12 protein-coding genes are annotated in these 17653 nt (G+C 66.0%); 9 read left to right on the top strand and 3 right to left on the bottom strand.

What is annotated here, in order from left to right:
• Positions 1-6 precede the first annotated feature (6 nt).
• The 5 genes from FHW64_RS07050 to FHW64_RS07030 all read left to right on the top strand — a co-directional run bounded on the left by FHW64_RS07050 (position 7) and on the right by FHW64_RS07030 (position 5500).
• Positions 7-942, top strand: a complete 936-nt coding sequence (locus FHW64_RS07050) for an electron transfer flavoprotein subunit alpha/FixB family protein (RefSeq protein WP_184524517.1) — start codon at positions 7-9, stop codon at positions 940-942.
• Between the two features lie 2 nt (positions 943-944).
• Complete coding sequence (locus tag FHW64_RS07045) at positions 945-1916, top strand: nitronate monooxygenase family protein (protein ID WP_184524515.1); 972 nt, start codon at positions 945-947, stop codon at positions 1914-1916.
• Between the two features lie 157 nt (positions 1917-2073).
• Entirely contained in the window at positions 2074-2634 is a 561-nt protein-coding gene (locus FHW64_RS07040) for a TRAP transporter small permease (RefSeq protein ID WP_184524513.1), read from the top strand.
• Entirely contained in the window at positions 2631-3929 is a 1299-nt protein-coding gene (locus FHW64_RS07035) for a TRAP transporter large permease (RefSeq protein WP_184524511.1), read from the top strand. Before FHW64_RS07040 ends, FHW64_RS07035 begins: the two co-directional genes overlap by 4 nt.
• Positions 3930-4465: 536 nt before the next feature.
• Positions 4466-5500, top strand: coding sequence for a DctP family TRAP transporter solute-binding subunit (locus FHW64_RS07030; RefSeq protein ID WP_184524509.1), 1035 nt, complete (start codon positions 4466-4468; stop codon positions 5498-5500).
• Between the two features lie 43 nt (positions 5501-5543).
• On the opposite strand, the gene FHW64_RS07025 is transcribed toward FHW64_RS07030, so the two are convergent.
• The 3 genes from FHW64_RS07025 to uvrA form a co-directional block, all read right to left on the bottom strand.
• The gene (locus FHW64_RS07025) at positions 5544-6503 is read right to left on the bottom strand and encodes a tripartite tricarboxylate transporter substrate binding protein (RefSeq protein ID WP_184524507.1); all 960 of its coding nucleotides are present in this window, start codon (positions 6501-6503) and stop codon (positions 5544-5546) included.
• A 71-nt stretch (positions 6504-6574) separates the two neighbouring features.
• Entirely contained in the window at positions 6575-7621 is a 1047-nt protein-coding gene (locus FHW64_RS07020) for a histone deacetylase family protein (RefSeq protein ID WP_184524505.1), read from the bottom strand.
• Positions 7622-7722: 101 nt separating this feature from the next.
• Positions 7723-13542: an excinuclease ABC subunit UvrA gene (uvrA, locus tag FHW64_RS07015; protein ID WP_260303708.1), complete on the bottom strand. Its 5820-nt coding sequence runs from the start codon at positions 13540-13542 to the stop codon at positions 7723-7725.
• Positions 13543-13703: 161 nt separating this feature from the next.
• Here uvrA and FHW64_RS07010 point away from each other — a divergent pair, with 161 nt between their 5' ends.
• From FHW64_RS07010 to mdcA, 4 genes are all read left to right on the top strand, one after another.
• A complete protein-coding gene (locus tag FHW64_RS07010; RefSeq protein ID WP_184524503.1) occupies positions 13704-14618 on the top strand; it encodes a LysR family transcriptional regulator in 915 nt (304 codons plus the stop codon).
• A gap of 131 nt (positions 14619-14749) precedes the next feature.
• On the top strand, positions 14750-15166 hold the full coding sequence (madL, locus tag FHW64_RS07005) for a malonate transporter subunit MadL (RefSeq protein ID WP_184524501.1): 417 nt from the start codon (positions 14750-14752) through the stop codon (positions 15164-15166).
• 20 nt (positions 15167-15186) lie between these two features.
• A complete protein-coding gene (gene madM, locus FHW64_RS07000) occupies positions 15187-15951 on the top strand; it encodes a malonate transporter subunit MadM (RefSeq protein ID WP_184524499.1) in 765 nt (254 codons plus the stop codon).
• 9 nt (positions 15952-15960) lie between these two features.
• Positions 15961-17643, top strand: a complete 1683-nt coding sequence (mdcA, locus tag FHW64_RS06995; protein ID WP_184524497.1) for a malonate decarboxylase subunit alpha — start codon at positions 15961-15963, stop codon at positions 17641-17643.
• Positions 17644-17653: the final 10 nt, after the last annotated feature.

Below are 17653 nucleotides of genomic sequence, written 5' to 3'. Positions count from 1 at the left end.
ACTGTCATGACCGTACTTGTTATTGCCGAACACGACCACGCCACCCTCAAGCCGGCGACCCTGAACACCGTGACCGCAGGGATTGCCTGCCAAAGCGGGGATGTGCACGTTCTCGTGGCTGGCGCCAATGCCGCTGAAGCCGGCAAGGCCGCCTCTCAAGTGGCAGGTGTTGCCAAGGTGATCGTGGCGGATAGCCCCTCCCTGGCTGACAACCTTGCCGAGAACGTTGCAGCGCAGGTTCTCGCCATTGCGAAGAACTACAGCCACATCCTGTTCCCCGCCACTGCCAACGGCAAGAACGTAGCTCCGCGCGTCGCAGCCAAGCTGGATGTGGCCCAGATCAGCGACATCACCAAGGTGGATAGTGCCGACACCTTCGAGCGCCCGATCTACGCCGGTAACGCCATTGCGACCGTGCAGAGCAGTGATTCGATCAAGGTCATCACCGTTCGTACCACCGGCTTCGACGCTGCAGCAGCTACCGGCGGCAGCGCAGCAGTCGAGAACGCAGAAGGTGTGGCGGACAGCGGCAAGAGCAGCTTCGTGGGCCGTGAAGTCACCAAGAGCGACCGCCCCGAACTGACGGCAGCCAAGATCATCGTCTCGGGTGGCCGGGCGCTGGGCAGCGCCGAGAAGTTCAACGAAGTGATGACGCCCCTGGCGGACAAGCTCGGTGCAGCACTGGGAGCCAGCCGTGCAGCCGTGGACGCAGGCTACGCCCCCAACGATTGGCAGGTCGGCCAGACCGGCAAGATCGTCGCCCCGCAGCTCTACATCGCAGCAGGCATCTCCGGCGCGATCCAGCACCTTGCGGGCATGAAGGACTCCAAGGTCATCGTCGCGATCAACAAGGACGAAGAAGCCCCGATCTTCTCGGTGGCCGACTACGGCCTCGTGGCTGATCTGTTCACGGCCGTGCCGGAACTCGTCAAGGCGCTCTGATCATGAAGACCCGCGTCACCGAACTGCTCGGCATCCGCTACCCGATCATCCAGGGCGGCATGCAATGGGTCGGGCTGGCGGAGCTGGCCTCGGCGGTCTCCAACGCCGGCGGCCTGGGCATCATCACGGCGCTCACGCAGCAGACGCCCGACGACCTGCGCCGCGAGATCGAGCGCACGCGCACGATGACCGACAAGCCGTTCGGCGTGAATCTCACGATCCTCCCCGCGATGAAGCCGCCGCCGTATGCCGAATACGTGCAGGCCATCATCGACAGCGGCGTGAAGATCGTCGAGACGGCTGGCAACAGCCCGCGGGACTTCATTGCGCAGTTCAAGGCGCACGGGATCAAGATCGTCCACAAGTGCACGTCCGTGCGTCATGCGCTCTCGGCGGAGCGCAATGGCGTCGACGCGGTGTCGGTCGACGGCTTCGAATGCGCGGGCCATCCGGGCGAGGACGACGTACCGGGCCTCGTGCTGCTGCCGATCGCGGCGCGCGCGCTCAGCATCCCGATCATTGCCTCTGGCGGCATCGCGGACGGACGGGGCATGGCGGCGGCGCTGTCGCTTGGCGCCGAAGGCGTCAACATGGGCACACGCTTCTGCGTGACGCAGGAAGCGCCGATCCACTACAACATCAAGCAGGCGCTGGTCGCAGCCTCGGAGCGTGACACCAAGCTGATGTTCCGCACCATGAAGAACACCGCGCGCGTGTTCAGGAACGCGATCTCCGAGGAAGTGGTCGCGACCGAGAACCGCCCCGGCGGCTGCCAGTTCGAGGACATCCGCCCGCTGGTCGCCGGCGTACGAGGCCGGGCGGCGCTGGCGTCCGGCGAAGTCAACGGCGGCGTGGTTTCGGCCGGCCAATGCATCGGGCTGATCGACGACGTGCCGACCTGCGCGGAGCTGCTCGACCGCATGGTCCGCGAGTGCCGCGAGCACCTCGACCGGGCCCGAAGCTACTTCGACTGACCGGCATCGGGAGGCAGGCATCGGGGGAGGAGCTAAGGAAATCCCCCGATGAATGAAAGGTCATCGATCGTTACGATCGATCACTGCTTCCCTGTCGAGGTGTACGGATCGCGTCCCGGCGACCGCCCGGCGACACGGCGTATGCCTCAGCTGTCCGATGACCACTCCCAACGAGTCCGGCCCCGTGCTGGACGCCGCCAGCCCCCTCCCCCCTGAAATCGAAGCCGCCGACGAGCAGACGCGCGTGCCGCTCGCCATCGAGGACTGGGCGACGGTGGTCATCATGGGCCTTCTGGCGTGCATCACCTTCGCCAACGTCGTGGTGCGCTACTTCACCGACTCCTCCTTCGCGTGGACGGAAGAGTTCTCGGTGTTCCTCATGATCCTGCTGGCCCTGGTGGCCGGCTCCGCCGCCGTGGCGCGTGACCGCCACATCCGCATCGAATACTTCGCCGAAAGCGGCTCGATGGCCCGCCGCAAGCGCCTCGCGCAGTTCGGCGCGGCAATGGTGGCGCTGCTCTTCTTCCTGATCGCCGCACTGAGCGTGCGCGTGGTGTGGGACGACTATCGCTTCGAAGAGACCTCCCCCGGCATCGGTGTGCCGCAGTGGTGGTATTCGATCTGGCTGCCGATCGTGTCGCTCGCGATCGCCTTGCGTGCCGTGGGCCTGTTCATCCGCCGCGGACGGAAGACGAACGACGAGGACGCGAAGCAATGATCCCGACGCTCCTCTTCGTCGCCTTCATCGTGATGATGCTGGTCGGCGTGCCGATCGGCGCGGCGCTCGGCCTCGCGGGCGCGGCCTGCATTGCCCTGGCAAACGGCGATGCGCAATGGTTCGGTCTGCTCGCGGTGCCGCAGAACTTCTATGCCGGCCTCGGCAAGTACCCGCTGCTGGCGATCCCGATGTTCGTGCTGGTGGGGTCGATCTTCGATCGCTCCGGTGTGGCGCTTCGGCTGGTCAATTTCGCGATCGCGATCGTCGGGCGCGGACCCGGCATGCTGCCGCTGGTGGCGATCGTGGTCGCGATGTTCCTGGGCGGCATCTCGGGCTCGGGCCCGGCCAATGCGGCAGCGGTCGGCGCGGTGATGATCGCGGCAATGTCGCGCGCAGGCTATCCGGACGCCTATTCCGCCAGCGTCGTCGGCGCGGCGGCGGCGACGGACATCCTGATCCCACCTTCGGTCGCGTTCATCGTCTATTCGGTGCTCGTGCCAGGCGCATCGGTCCCGGCGCTCTTCGCGGCCGGCATGGTGCCGGGCATCCTCGCCGGCATCGCGCTCATCGTTCCGGCCGTGTGGCTCGCGCGCAAACACAAGATGGGCGCGCTCGAATCGAGCCTGCCGCGTCCGCCTTTCTGGAAGAGCTTCCGCGAAGCGACCTGGGGCCTCGCTGCGCCGGTGCTCATCCTCGGCGGCATGCGCGCCGGCCTCTTCACGCCGACCGAAGCTGCTGTGGTGGCGGTGTTCTACGGCCTCTTCGTCGGCATGGCGATCCACCGCACGATCAAGGTCCGCGACCTCTTCGCGATCCTGCGCGAATCAGGCGAACTCTCGGCGGTGATCCTGCTGGTGGTGTCGCTCGCGGGCATCTTTGCGTATTCGCTCTCGACGCTGGGCGTGATCGACCCGGTCACACGCGCGATCGTCAACTCGGGATTGGGCGAATACGGCGTGCTGTCGCTGCTGATCCTCCTGCTCATCACCGTCGGCATGTTCCTCGACGGCGTGTCGATCTTCCTGATCTTCGTGCCGCTGCTGTGGCCGATCGTGCAGCACTACAAGTGGGACCCGGTGTGGTTCGGCGTGATCCTCACGCTCAAGGTCGCGCTCGGGCAGTTCACCCCGCCGCTGGCCGTGAACCTGATGGTGTCGTGCCGCATTGCCAACGTGCGCATGGAAGAAACCGTGCGATGGGTCGGATGGATGCTGTTCGCGATGTTCCTCGTGATGGTCGCTGTGATCATCTGGCCTGGGCTGGCGCTGTGGCTGCCTCATGAGTTGGGGTATTGAAATGAGTGACTTCGGGGTGGGGGGCGGTGGTGAGCGGCATGGGCTTGGCCGGCCGACGTCACCGGCCGCTTCGCGGCTGCCCTGCGCTGCTCGCGGTACGCGGGGTCCGCGCAAACTCGCTTCGCTCAAACATGCGCAGCCCTGATCCGCATACCGCTGCGCTGCTCGGCGGTGCCGCAACGGCCGGCCAAGCCCATGCCGCCCACCACCGTGGAAAAGTTAGGGAAGAACTGTCCGCCCCAAACTCCGCTGTCGATCAACCCCTCGCGACGTCGCAGACGAGCCGCTCCCTCGTGCACAGCGGAGCCCGGGTTGCGATGCGGCGCTGCGGGCGCCTCTACGCCGCCGAGGAGCGCAGCCTTTCGCGGACAAGGGCTCGCGCATGTCTGAGCGAAGCGAGTTTGCGCGAGACCCCGCGAAAGGCGAGCACCGCAGGGCAGCCGCGAAGCGGCCGGCGTAGTGAAGCCCGCAGCGCCGCACCGCAACCCGGGCGGCCCCCCCCCCACATAAGCAGTTAACCCAAAGGAGACCAAGTCATGAAGTTCCGTCGTTCCCTCATCGGCCTCCTGGCCGTCGCAGCCGCCCTGGGCGGCTTCTCCGTCAGCGCCACCGCCCAGAACTACAAGGCCGAATACAAGATGTCCCTGGTGCTAGGCCCCCCAACCCCATGGGGTGAAGCAGGCCGCATCTGGGCCGACCTCGTCAAGGAGCGTACCCAGGGCCGCATCAACATCAAGCTCTACCCCGGCGTCTCGCTCATCCAGGGCGACCAGACCCGCGAATTCAGCGCACTCCGCCAGGGCGTCATCGACATGGCCGTCGGCTCCACCATCAACTGGTCGCCGCAGGTCAAACAGTTGAACCTGTTCTCGATGCCCTTCCTCATGCCCGACTACACCGCCGTCGACACCCTCACCCAAGGGGCAGTCGGCAAGGAAATGTTCGCCACCCTCGAAAAGGCTGGCGTCGTGCCCCTCGCATGGGGCGAAAACGGCTTCCGCGAAATCACCAACTCCAAGAAGCCGATCAAGTCACCCGATGATCTCAAGGGCATGAAGATCCGCGTCGTCGGCTCGCCGATCTTCTCCGACACCTTCACCGCACTCGGCGCCAACCCGACCCAGATGAGCTGGGCCGATGCGCAGCCCGCACTCGCCAGCGGCGCGGTCGACGGCCAGGAGAACCCGCTCTTCCTCTTCACCGTGCTCAAGATGCACACGGTCGGACAGAAGTTCGTCACCACCTGGGGCTACGTCTGCGACCCGCTCGTGTTCGTCGTCAACAAGGAAGTGTGGTCCTCATGGACCCCGGCCGACCAGGCCATCGTCCGCCAGGCCGCCATCGACGCAGGCAAGCAGAACATCACGTTGGCTCGCAAGGGCCTCGTCGAAGCCGACAAGCCCGTGCTCAAGGACATCGCCGCCATGGGCGTGACCGTGACCAACCTGACGCCCGCCGAGCGCGATGCCTTCATCAAGGCCACCCGCCCGGTCTACAACAAGTGGAAGTCGACCGTCGGCAACGACCTCGTGACCAAGGCCGAACAGGCCATCGCGGCGCGCGCCAAGTAACGCATCCGCGCACAACAAAAAAGCCCCGCATGCGGGGCTTTTTTCATTGCGGCTTCGCGAGCCCCAGCTTCTCGATCAACGCCTTCTCGCGCGTGAACGTCGTCTGCGCGAACTTCGTGTAGTCGGCGGAGTTCATGTAGATCGGCAGCATGTCGTAACGGCCCAGCGCGGCGACGTAGCTCTGCTCCTCCATCGCCTGCTTGAACGCGTCGTGCAGCTTCTTCACGATTTCCGGCGGCGTGTTCTTGGGTGCGCCAATGCCGAACGGCGAGTTCTGCACCACGTCGATCCCAAGCTCCTTCAGCGTCGGCGCATCGGGGAATTTCGCGAGCCGCTTGTCGCCCCACGTGTTGAGCACCCGCAGCTTGCCCGACTCGACCAGCGGCGCGAAGCCGGTGGAATCGGCGATCGCCATCAAATGCCCGCCAAGAACCGCCTGTGCGAGATCTGCGCTGCCTTTGTAAGGCACATGCTGGAGCTGGATGCCAAGCTGCTGCGCGATCAGCTCGGTCGTCAGGTGCGGGCTCGTCAGCGTGCCCGTCGAACCGTAGGTGAGCCGCCCCGGATTGGCCTTCGCGTAGGCGACGAAGTCGTTCCAGCTCTTGAACGGGCTGTCGGCCGGCACCGCGATGCCGAACGCGTAACCCGTGAGATTGATGACATAGCTGATGTCCTTCACCGGGTCCCACGTGATCTTGGTGGTGTACGGCAGGCGGAACACGCCGAGCGGAATCTGCGCGATGGTGTAGCCATCGGGCGCCGCGGTCTGCAATGCCTGTGCAGGCAGCGTGCCGCCCGCACCGGGCTTGTTGTCGATCACGATCGGCTGGCCAATGATCTTCGATGCGTTGTCGGCCAGTTGCCGCATCGTGATGTCGGTCGGCCCGCCGGCAGGGAAGGCGATGATCAGCTTGATCGGCCGACTCGGAAAACCTTGCGCATACGCGCCCGTGGTCACCGCGGCGCCCAGCAAGGCAGCGCAGAGAAGGTGTCGACGAATCATGTTGTTGCTCCCGTTAAAGGCCCGCCATTTGGCCGCCGGGACATTCAACAGGCAACCGGGTAAGCCCCCGGTCAGGCAATGTGTTGCATGAATCCGTCCAACACGTTCACCGCATTCGCGCCCACCTCCGCCACCGCGTACCCGCCCTCGAAAACGAAGACAGTCGGCAGACCGGCCCGCGCGAGGTCTTCGCCGATACGTAGATAGTCGGGCGTGGCGAGCGTGAAGCCCGCAATCGGATCGCCCTCAAACGTATCAAGGCCAAGCGACACGACGAGCGCTCCGGCCTTGAACTCGGCGATGCCACGCAGCGCGTCCTTCAAGGCATCACGCCACTTCTCGAAGCCCGTGCCGCGCGGCAACGGGATGTTGCGATTGAAGCCCAGCCCATCACCCGCGCCACGCTCGTCGGCATAGCCCAGGTAATACGGATATTCGGTGTGCGGATCGCCATGAATGCTGGTGAACTGCACATCGGCGCGGTCATAGAAGATCGCCTGCGTGCCGTTGCCATGGTGATAGTCGATGTCCAGCACCGCGACGCGATCCACGCCCGCATCGCGCAGCGCCTGCGCCGCAATCGCAGCGTTGTTGAGAAAGCAGTAGCCCCCAAAGAAATCCGCCCCCGCGTGATGCCCCGGCGGCCGCGTCAACGCGAAAGCGGCGCGCTCTCCGCGCAGCACGCGCGCCGCGGCCGTCAATGCGCAGAAGGCGCCCGCTCGTGCGGCCTGCCAAGTGCCTGCAGTCAGCGGCGTACCAGCGTCATACGAGAACAACCCCATGCGCGCCGGAAAACTCGCCGGCAGCACATCGGCGCGGAAAGTACGAATCGGCCAATAGGAAGGCAGCGCATCGCGGTCCACGTTGGCAGGATCGAGCGCAACCCATTCGTCCCACGCGGTGGAGAGAAAGTCGAGATAGCGCTGCGAATGAACCCGCGCCAGCACCGCTTCGTCAAATACGACAGGCGGCACGATCAGCCCCAGATTGCGCTCCTGCAATTCCCGCAGCACATAGTCCGCACGAGCCGGCACTTCAAAGCAAGGCACCAACTGCCCGCGAAACATCTCCACCTTGCCGTGATGAACGGTATGGAGGTCATTGAAGACGGTAAGCATCCCCAAGCGTACCCCGCCAACAAAGGCAGCGCCCGCAGAAGACCCTGGAGCCCGGTCTGCGGTGCGGCGCAGACCGGGCGGACGCCCCAAAGAAAGCGAACTCAGGCCTCCTTACGCAACCCTTCAGCAGCGTGATCCTGAACAGGCAATGGCACAACAACACTGGAAGACCGCGCCGCCCGAGCCAACACAGGCGCCAAGGCCACCCCCGTGTGCGTCCCCAGCGCCACAACCTCCTCAGGCGGCGCAGCAGCCACGATGCGCCCACCCCCGTTACCGCCCTCAGGCCCCAGATCGATCAGCCAATCCGCCTCGGCGATCACATCGAGATCGTGCTCGATTACCACCACGCTGTGCCCGCCATTCACCAGCCGGTGCAGCACGTGGATCAGCTTCTCCACATCCGCCATGTGCAAGCCCACAGTGGGCTCGTCGAGCACATAGAGCGTGTGCGGCGTCTTGTTGCCCCGCCGCGTGACATCGTCGCGCACCTTGCTCAACTCCGTCACCAGCTTGATCCGCTGCGCCTCCCCACCCGACAACGTCGGCGAAGGCTGCCCCAGCGTCAGATACCCCAGCCCCACATCCTTCAGCAACTGCAAAGGGTGACTGATGTTCGGCATCGAGGCAAAGAATTCCACCGCCTCGTCCACCTCCATTTGCAGCACATCGCCGATGCTCTTGCCACGCCAGCTCACCGCCAGCGTTTCCGGATTGAAGCGCGCCCCATGGCACACCTCGCAAGGTACCTTCACGTCGGGCAGGAAACTCATCTCGATCGTGCGAACGCCAGCGCCCTCGCACCCCGGACAACGCCCCTCACCCGTGTTGAAACTGAAGCGTGCCGGCCCATAGCCTCGCGCCTTCGCCTCCAGCGTGTCCGCAAACAGCTTGCGAATCGTGTCCCAGAACCCGATGTAGGTCGCCGGGCAACTGCGCGGCGTCTTGCCGATCGGCGTCTGGTCGACCTCGAGCACGCGATCGATCGTCTCGTACCCCTCCACCGACTTGCAGCCGGCCCACGCCGGCCGCTTGCCCGCGGCATCCGAATCGCGCCCCGCCTTCGTCATGCGTTGCACCACCACCGCGTGCACATTGGCCAGCAACACGTCGCGCGCCAGCGTCGACTTGCCCGAGCCGCTCACGCCCGTCACCGCCACCAACCGCTTCAGCGGCAGCGACACCGTCACATCCTGAAGGTTGTGCATGTCAGCGTCACGCACCGTCAGCCAGTCCGGCGCACCCGGCTCCGGCGACGGTACAGGCCGCCGCGCCTGCAGCGGATGCTTGATCGCATCCCGCAGATAGCGCCCCGTCTGCGAATCGTTCGCCGCCTGGATCTCGGCCACCGTGCCCTCGGCAACCAAGCGCCCACCGCGCTTGCCCGCACTCGGACCGATATCGATGATGTGATCGGCGCGACGGATCGTGTCCTCGTCGTGTTCCACCACCACCAGCGTGTTGCCCTTGTCACCCAGCTTGTGCAGGGCATCCAGCAGGATCTGGTTGTCGCGCGCATGCAGGCCGATCGTCGGCTCGTCGAGCACGTAACAGACGCCCTGCAGATTGCTGCCGAGCTGCGCCGCCAGACGAATGCGCTGCGCCTCGCCGCCGCTCAATGTCGGCGCGCCGCGATCGAGCGTGAGATACCCCAGCCCCACCTCTTCGAGGAATTCAAGCCGGCTGCGAATCTCTGGCACCAGGTCGCGCGCGATCTCCGCCTCACGCCCCGAAAGCCGCAAGCCTTCGAACCACACGCGAATGTCGCTCACGCTCATGCGCGCCAATTGCGTGATACCGATGCCGCCATTGCCCGATGCATCCGAAGCACCGAACAGCACCGCACGCGCTGTGGGGTTGAGCCGCGTGCCCTCGCACTTCGGACACGCCACATCACCCACGTCCTCGGCTTCAGGCTCCGCAAAAGTCTGCTCGCGCCCCTTCTGGTCGTCGGCCATCACCGAGTCGTCGTAGACCTTGCGCTGCTCCTTCGTGAGCTTCACGCCCGTGCCCACGCAATCGGGGCACCAGCCGTGCTTGCTGTTGTACGAGAACAGACGCGGATCGAGCTCCGCATAACTGGTGCTGCACACCGGACACGCGCGCAGTGTCGAAAAGACATGCGCACGCCCGATCCCGTTGGTCGGCGCACCGGCCATCATCGCGCCGCGAAGCCCGGTGAGATCGCTCAGCACATGCACCACGCCCTTACCGTGCTCCAGCGCACGCGCGAGTGCCTGCCGCAGTTCGGTTTCCTGCGAAGGCAGCACATCGAGGCTCGCGACCGGCAGCTCGATGCTGTGTTCCTTGAAGCGATCGATGCGCGGGAAGTTGGTCGTCGGCAGGAACTCGCCATCCACCCGCAGATGCGTGTAGCCGCGCGGACGCGCCCAGTCGGCGAGCTCGGTGTAGACACCCTTGCGATTCGTCACCAGCGGCGCAAGCAGCCCGACGTGCTGTCCCTTGAAGTTCTTCAGCAACTGCGCCGCGATGCTGTCCGGCGTCTGCGGCTGCACCGCCGCACCGTCGTGGATGCAATGCTGCACCCCGAGCTTGACGTACAGCAGCCGCAGGAAATGCCACACCTCGGTCGTCGTGCCCACTGTGCTCTTGCGCCCGCCGCGCGACAGACGCTGCTCGATCGCCACCGTCGGCGGAATGCCGTACACAGCATCCACCTCGGGCCGCCCCGCCGGCTGCACGATGCTCCGCGCATAGGCATTGAGCGATTCGAGATACCGCCGCTGCCCTTCGTTGAAGAGGATGTCGAACGCCAGCGTCGACTTGCCCGATCCGCTCACGCCGGTCACCACGCTGAACTTGCCGCGTGGAATATCGACCGACAGGTGCTTCAGGTTGTGCTCGCGCGCATTGACGATCTGGATCGCATCGCGCCCCTGCACCGGCTGCGCATGCGCCGCGTACTCGCGTGCCGCACGCTCGGCCACCTTGTATGCACCCGGGCCGATCGCGAGTTCGTAGTCCGCCAGCGCCTCACCAGTCAGCGACGCACGGTTCTCGCGCACCTGCTCCGGCGTGCCGACCGCGACGATCTGGCCACCGCCCTCGCCGCCTTCGGGGCCGAGGTCGATGATCCAGTCGCTCGCGCGGATCACGTCGAGGTTGTGCTCGATCACCACCAGCGAATGCCCCGCATCGAGCAGCTTGCGCAGCGCGCGCATCAGCCGGGCGATGTCGTCGAAGTGCAGGCCGGTCGTCGGCTCGTCGAAGAGGAACAGCGTGCCCTTGCGCGCCAGCGGCTGCTTGCTCGCGCTGCCGCTCTTCGCGGCCTCCGCCAGGAAGCCCGCGAGTTTCAGGCGCTGCGCCTCGCCGCCGCTCAGCGTCGGCACCGGCTGCCCGAGCTTCACGTAGTCGAGACCCACATCGACGATCGGCTGCAGCACGCGCAGCACCTCGCGGTCGCCATCGAACGTGGCGGCCGCTTCGGCCACCGTCAGTTCGAGCACATCGGCCACGTTCATCGTGCGGCCCTTGCGCTCGATGGTGACTTCAAGGATCTCCGGCCGATAGCGCTTGCCGTCGCAATCCGGGCAGCGCAGGTACACGTCCGACAGGAACTGCATCTCCACATGCTCGAAGCCCGAGCCGCCGCAGGTCGGGCAGCGCCCGTCGCCGCTGTTGAAGCTGAATTTCGACGAGGTGTAGCCGCGCTGGCGCGCCAATGCGGCCGTCGCGAAGATCTCGCGGATCGCGTCCCACGCGCCCACATAGCTCGCGGGATTGGAGCGTGCCGTCTTGCCGATCGGCGACTGGTCGACGAACACCACGTCGCTCAGATGGTCGGCGCCCAGCAGCCGGTCGTGTGCACCGGGTGACTCGGTCGCCCTGCCGAAGTGCCGCATCAGCGCCGGCGCGAGCACGTCCTGCACCAGCGTCGACTTGCCCGAGCCGCTCACGCCTGTGATGCAGACGAGGCGCGACAGCGGAATTTCCACCGTCACATCCTTCAGGTTGTGCTCGCGCACGCCTTCGAGGATCAGGCGCGGCGTGTTCTCGCTCACCATGCGGCGGAAGCCCATGCCGATCTGCTTACGGCCGCCGAGGTATTGGCCGGTCAGCGTGTCGGCGTCGCGCAGTGCGTTGGTGGTGCCATCGAACACCACGCGACCACCGCGAACGCCGGGGCCGGGCCCCATGTCGATGACGCGATCCGCCGCGAGCATCACGGCCGGGTCGTGCTCGACCACCACCAGCGTGTTGCCTGCGTCGCGCAGGCGCAGCATCGCTTCGGTGATGCGATTCATGTCGCGCGGATGCAGGCCGATGCTGGGCTCGTCAAGCACGAAGAGCGTGTTCACCAGCGACGTGCCGAGCGCGGTCGTGAGGTTGATGCGCTGCACTTCGCCGCCGCTCAGCGTGCGGCTCTGGCGGTCCAGCGTGAGATAGCCGATGCCCACGTCATGCAGGTAGCGCAGCCGCGTCGTGATTTCCTCGAACAGCAGCTTGAGCGCCTGCACCTCGCCTTCGCTCGCGTTGCTCTGGTTGCCGTGGCTCTCCATGCCGTCGAAGAAGCGGCGCAGCCGTTCGATCGGCATCAGCATCAGGTCGTGCAGGCACAGCCCCGGCAGCGATTCGAGCTGTGCGCGCGACCACTTCGCGCCCTTGGGCATGAAGCGCTTCGAAGGATCGAGCACGTCATCGGCGTCTTCCTTGCTGCCGATGCGCCACAGCAGGCTTTCGAGCTTGAGGCGCGCACCGGCGCAGGTCGGGCACGGCGTGTAGCTGCGGTACTTGGACAAGAGCACGCGGATGTGCATCTTGTAGGCCTTGCTCTCCAGGTAGCCGAAGAAGCGGCGGATGCCGTACCACTGCTTGCTCCAGTTGCCTTCCTTGTAGTTGGGCGTACCTTCGACGACCCACTGCTTCTGCTCGTCGGTGAGCTTGTTCCATGGCGTGTCGCGCGGAATACCGGCGGCCTCCGCGTGGCGCATCAGATCGTCCTGCGCCTCTTTCCATGCAGGCGTCTGGATGGTCTTGATCGCACCCGCGCGCAGCGTGAGCTTGTCGTTGGGGATCACGAGACCGAGATCGACGCCGATCACGCGACCGAAGCCCCGGCAGGTCTCGCACGCACCCACGGCCGAGTTGAACGAGAACATCGACGGGATCGGGTCCGTGTAGCGGATGTCGCTTTCGGGGCAATGCAGGCCGGTCGAGAACTTCCAGACTTCCGGCTCGCTTCCCTCTTCAGCGGCCAGCGCGTAGACGGTGAGCCGCCCGCTGCCACGCTTGAGCGCCACTTCGATCGCCTCGATGACGCGCGCACGCTCGGCGCTCGACATGCGGAATCGATCGGCCACCACGTCGAGCACCTTGCGCGGGCCAGTCGGCGTCGCAACCTCGCGCTCGGCCTGGATGCGCGTGAAGCCGCTCGCAGAGAGCCATTGGGTGACTTCTTCCGCCGAGGTGCTCGCCGGCAACTCGACCGGAAAGGTCAACACCACCCGCGGATCGCCCGCCGCTGCCGCACGGGAAACCAGTTCGGCGTAGATCGTGTCGGGCGAGTCGTGCCGCACCGGCAGCGCGGTTTCACGGTCGAACAGCTGCGCCGCGCGCGCGAAGAGCAGCTTCAGGTGATCGTTGAGTTCGGTCATCGTGCCGACGGTCGAGCGCGACGAGCGCACCGGATTCGTCTGGTCGATGGCGATGGCGGGGGGTACGCCCTCGACCTTGTCGACCGCCGGCTTGTCCATGCGGTCGAGAAACTGCCGTGCATAGGCCGAGAACGTCTCGACGTAACGCCTTTGGCCTTCGGCGTAGAGGGTGTCGAACACCAGGCTCGACTTGCCCGAGCCGCTCGGCCCGGTGACCACCGTCATCTGGCCGGTCCGGATGTCGAGATCGAGGTTCTGGAGGTTGTGCTGACGCGCGCCGCGAATGCGGATGGAGCCCTGTGTCATGAGTGCTTTGCAGAATGGGGCAGACATTCTAGGAATTCGGCCGCACCTTCGCTTGCGGCGGCCCAAGGCCACTGCCGAGCGGATCGCTTACACAACGACACACGTCCGGCGGCGCCGCAAGCGGCCCACAATCCGGCTCAAAACCGACTTCCTGCCAGCCCATGACATTCCTCGTCGACGAAGAGATCACGTTCCGCAAGCTGGAGATCCTCCTGGCCTTCATGGAGACCGGCAACCTCGCGCGAACCGCCGAAAAGCTCGACATCAGCACCGTGAGCGTGCATCGCGCATTGCACTCGCTGGAGACGGGCGCGCGTTGTGCGCTGTTCCGGCTCGAGGGCCGCAACCTGCTGCCCACCGAAGCGGCGCGGGCGCTGGCCGACGTCGCCCGCGAAGTCGTCCGCACGATGGCTGAAGGCATCCGGGCCACGCGCGAAGTGGCGGGCTATTCGGCCGACCGCATCCGCATCGGCTCGCTTTTCTCGCTGACCAGCCGGACGGTGCCCAAGGTCATCATGGGCATGAAGCTGCGCAAGCCCGACCTGCACACCGAGCTAGTGCTGGGCTCGAATGCCGACCTGCTGCAGAAGCTGCGCGACGGCGCGGTCGACGCGGTGCTGATGGCAATTCCCGACGAAGCGCAGGATGTCGAATCCGAGCCGCTCTTCGAAGACGACATCTTCTTCGCCGCACCGACCGGATCGAAGTATGCGGAGATGGGCGAGGTCGACCTCGGCGCGTGCCGGCACGAGCGCTTCGTGAGCCTGTCCGAAGGCTTCGTGACCTACGCCGGTTTCATGGAGTCGTTCCGCATCGCCGACTTCACGCCCGATGTCGTGATGCGCACCGGCGACATCTTTTCGCTGATGAATCTGGTGAGCGGCGGCGTCGGCTACACGCTGCTGCCAGGCCGCGTGCGCGGGGCGTTGCCGACCAACGTGCGGCTGGTGCCGCTGCAGCCCAGGTACCTGGTGCGCCAGACCATCGCGGTGAACTTCCTGCGCACCCGCGAGCGCGACCCCAATCTGCTCGCGTTGCTGGCGCTGTGCCGCAGTTCGAAGTCCGAACTGGCCTGAGGGTTTACCCGCGACCGTTTCACGCGCCGTAAGCGTCGCGGTCCCCCGTTAATTGATCGTGCGGAGGGCCGCCGATACCGTACGTCTCCATAGCGCCGCGCATTCCGCGCGAGACACAAAAGGAGACGCACATGATCATTTTCGGAACCGCCCTGCTGGCCGTGTGCCACCTGCTGGGCATCTTCCTTGGCGACCTGCTGGGGCAGGCGCTCGGCGTGAAGACCAATGTGGGCGGCGTCGGCATCGCCATGCTGCTGCTGATCTTCGCGCGGCTCTACATGCAGAAGCGAAACATGCTCCCCAAGCTGACGGAACTCGGCGTGGAGTACTGGGGCGCCATGTACATCCCCGTCGTCGTGGCCATGGCCGCTCAACAGGACATGGTGTCGGCGCTGCGCGGCGGCCCTGTCGCGGTGCTCTCGGCCATCGCCGCCGTCGCGGTCTGCGCTTGCGTGATCGCCGCGATCAATCGCTCGGAACGGCCGGAGGAAGAAACGGAGGCCGCGCCGAGGCTCCATGACAACCCCTTGCTGACCGAAGCCGAGTAACGGAATCGAGGAGCAACACCATGATCGAAATCCTCGAAAAAGCCGCCATGCAGAACGGCCTCGTGACCGCCTTCGCGGTGGTCGGCCTGGTCATCCTGATCTCGGGCCAGATCTCGCGCCGGCTGACCTTCGGCCGCGTGCACGGTTCCGCCATCGCGATCGTCATCGGCCTGGGGCTCGCCTACTGGGGCGGTACGCAGACCGGCGGCCACAAGGGCCTCGCCGATATGTCGCTCTTCGGCGGCATCGGCTTGATGGGCGGCGCGATGCTGCGCGACTTCGCGATCGTCGCAACCGCCTTCGAAGTGCAGGCCACCGAAGCGCGCAAGGCCGGCTTGATCGGCGCGGTGTCGCTGCTGCTCGGCACGGTGCTGCCCTTCGTCGTCGGCGCCGCCATTGCGTGGAGCTTCGGCTATTCGGATGCAGTGAGCATGACCACCATTGGTGCGGGCGCAGTCACCTACATCGTCGGCCCCGTGACGGGTGCTGCCATCGGCGCGAGCCCCGATGTGATGGCGCTGAGCATCGCCACCGGGTTGGTGAAAGCCATCATCGTGATGGTCGGCACCCCGATCGCCGCGCGCTTTCTCGCACTGAAGACACCGCGCTCGGCGATGGTGTTCGGCGGCCTCGCAGGCACAGTGAGCGGCGTGTCCGCCGGCCTTGCCGCCACAGATCGCAAGCTGGTGCCCTACGGCGCACTGGTGGCGACTTTCCACACCGGCCTCGGCTGCCTGATGGGTCCGTCGGTGCTGTTTTTTGCCACCAGGGCACTGGTGGGTTGAGGAATCCCCATGGATCGCATGAACTGGAACACCAAGGCCGAGAACCGCGCCGCGCGCCTCGCGCGAGCGGCCAACGCACTCGGCGCCGATCTTGTCGGCAAGCGCGTCGCTGCTGAGGCGATAGGCAAACTGCTGGAGGCCGTGCTGGAGCCGGGCGATCGCGTCTGCCTCGAAGGCAACAACCAGAAGCAGGCCGACTTCCTGGCGCGCGCACTGGTGGAGGTCGATCCGTCCAAGGTGCATGGCCTGCACATGGTCCAGTCGGTGCTCGCGCTGCCTGAGCATCTCGACGTCTTCGAAAACGGCATCGCGGCGAAGCTCGACTTCAGCTTCTCGGGCCCGCAGGGCGGACGATTGGCAAAGCTGGTGTCGGGTGGGCGCATCGAGATCGGCGCGATCCACACCTACCTCGAACTGTTCGCGCGCTACTTCGTCGACCTCACGCCGCAGGTCGCGCTGGTGGCAGCGCACGCGGCCGATGCTGAAGGCAATCTCTACACCGGCCCCAACACCGAAGACACACCGGTCATCGTGGAGGCCACCGCCTTCTCGGGCGGCATCGTGATCGCGCAGGTCAACGAACTGGTCGACGGCGCCACCACCACGCTGCCGCGTGTCGACATTCCAACCGGCTGGGTGAGCTTCGTCGTCAAGGCACCCCGGCCCAACTTCATCGAACCGCTCTTCACGCGCGACCCGGCGCAGATTAGCGAGATCCAGGTGCTGATGGCGATGATGGCCATCAAGGGCATCTACGCCGAGTACGGCGTGCAGCGGCTCAACCACGGCATCGGCTTCGACACCGCGGCGATCGAGCTGCTGCTGCCGACCTATGCCGAGTCGCTGGGCCTCAAGGGCAAGATCTGCAAGCACTGGGCGCTCAATCCGCACCCGGCACTGATCCCGGCGATCGAGGCCGGCTGGGTGGAGTCGGTGCACTCCTTCGGCTCCGAGCTGGGCATGGAGGACTACATCCGCGCGCGCTCCGACGTGTTCTTCACCGGCCCCGACGGTAGTCTGCGCAGCAACCGCGCGATGTGCCAGGCGGCGGGCCACTATGCCTGCGACCTGTTCATCGGCTCGACGCTGCAGATCGATCTCGACGGCAACAGCTCGACCGCGACGCTGGGTCGCATCGCAGGATTCGGCGGCGCGCCGAACATGGGCGCCGACGCGCGCGGCAGGCGCCATGCGAGCCCAGCGTGGCTCAAGGCCGGCCGCGAGGCACGCAGCGGTCGCGGGGGCGCGGCCGGCACACCCCGCGGACAGAAGCTGGTGGTGCAGATGGTCGAGACCTTCCGCGAGCACATGCAGCCCGCCTTCGTCGACCGGCTCGATGCGTGGACGCTGCAGGAGCAGGCCAGCATGGAACTGCCGCCGATCATGATCTACGGCGACGACGTCACGCACATCCTCACCGAGGAAGGCATCGCGAACCTGCTGCTGTGCCGCAACGATGCGGAGCGCGAGCAGGCCATCCGCGGCGTGGCCGGCTACACCGCGATCGGCCTGGGCCGCGACCGCCGCGCCGTGGAGAACCTGCGCGACCGCGGCGTGATCCGTCGGCCGGAAGACCTCGGCATCGATCCGCGCCAGGCCACGCGCAACCTGCTGGCCGCACGCAGCATGCGCGACCTCGTACGTGCATCGGGTGGCCTCTATCAGCCGCCCAAGCGATTCAGAAACTGGTGATCAGGAGAAC

The organism is Variovorax sp. Sphag1AA (assembly GCF_014192575.1).
Classification (GTDB): Bacteria; Pseudomonadota; Gammaproteobacteria; order Burkholderiales; family Burkholderiaceae_C; genus Variovorax.
The sequence above is the reverse complement of the archived record's forward strand: the minus strand, read 5'-3'. Positions and strand labels throughout refer to the sequence as shown.

What these genes read in the sequence shown, in the direction of transcription:
- FHW64_RS07050 (WP_184524517.1), top strand. Translation starts at nt 7, where the DNA reads ATGACCGTACTTGTTATTGCCGAACACGACCACGCCACCCTCAAGCCG.
- FHW64_RS07045 (WP_184524515.1), top strand. Translation starts at nt 945, where the DNA reads ATGAAGACCCGCGTCACCGAACTGCTCGGCATCCGCTACCCGATCATC.
- FHW64_RS07040 (WP_184524513.1), top strand. Translation starts at nt 2,074, where the DNA reads ATGACCACTCCCAACGAGTCCGGCCCCGTGCTGGACGCCGCCAGCCCC.
- FHW64_RS07035 (WP_184524511.1), top strand. Translation starts at nt 2,631, where the DNA reads ATGATCCCGACGCTCCTCTTCGTCGCCTTCATCGTGATGATGCTGGTC.
- FHW64_RS07030 (WP_184524509.1), top strand. Translation starts at nt 4,466, where the DNA reads ATGAAGTTCCGTCGTTCCCTCATCGGCCTCCTGGCCGTCGCAGCCGCC.
- FHW64_RS07025 (WP_184524507.1), bottom strand. Translation starts at nt 6,503, where the DNA reads ATGATTCGTCGACACCTTCTCTGCGCTGCCTTGCTGGGCGCCGCGGTG.
- FHW64_RS07020 (WP_184524505.1), bottom strand. Translation starts at nt 7,621, where the DNA reads ATGCTTACCGTCTTCAATGACCTCCATACCGTTCATCACGGCAAGGTG.
- uvrA (WP_260303708.1), bottom strand. Translation starts at nt 13,542, where the DNA reads ATGACACAGGGCTCCATCCGCATTCGCGGCGCGCGTCAGCACAACCTC.
- FHW64_RS07010 (WP_184524503.1), top strand. Translation starts at nt 13,704, where the DNA reads ATGACATTCCTCGTCGACGAAGAGATCACGTTCCGCAAGCTGGAGATC.
- madL (WP_184524501.1), top strand. Translation starts at nt 14,750, where the DNA reads ATGATCATTTTCGGAACCGCCCTGCTGGCCGTGTGCCACCTGCTGGGC.
- madM (WP_184524499.1), top strand. Translation starts at nt 15,187, where the DNA reads ATGATCGAAATCCTCGAAAAAGCCGCCATGCAGAACGGCCTCGTGACC.
- mdcA (WP_184524497.1), top strand. Translation starts at nt 15,961, where the DNA reads ATGGATCGCATGAACTGGAACACCAAGGCCGAGAACCGCGCCGCGCGC.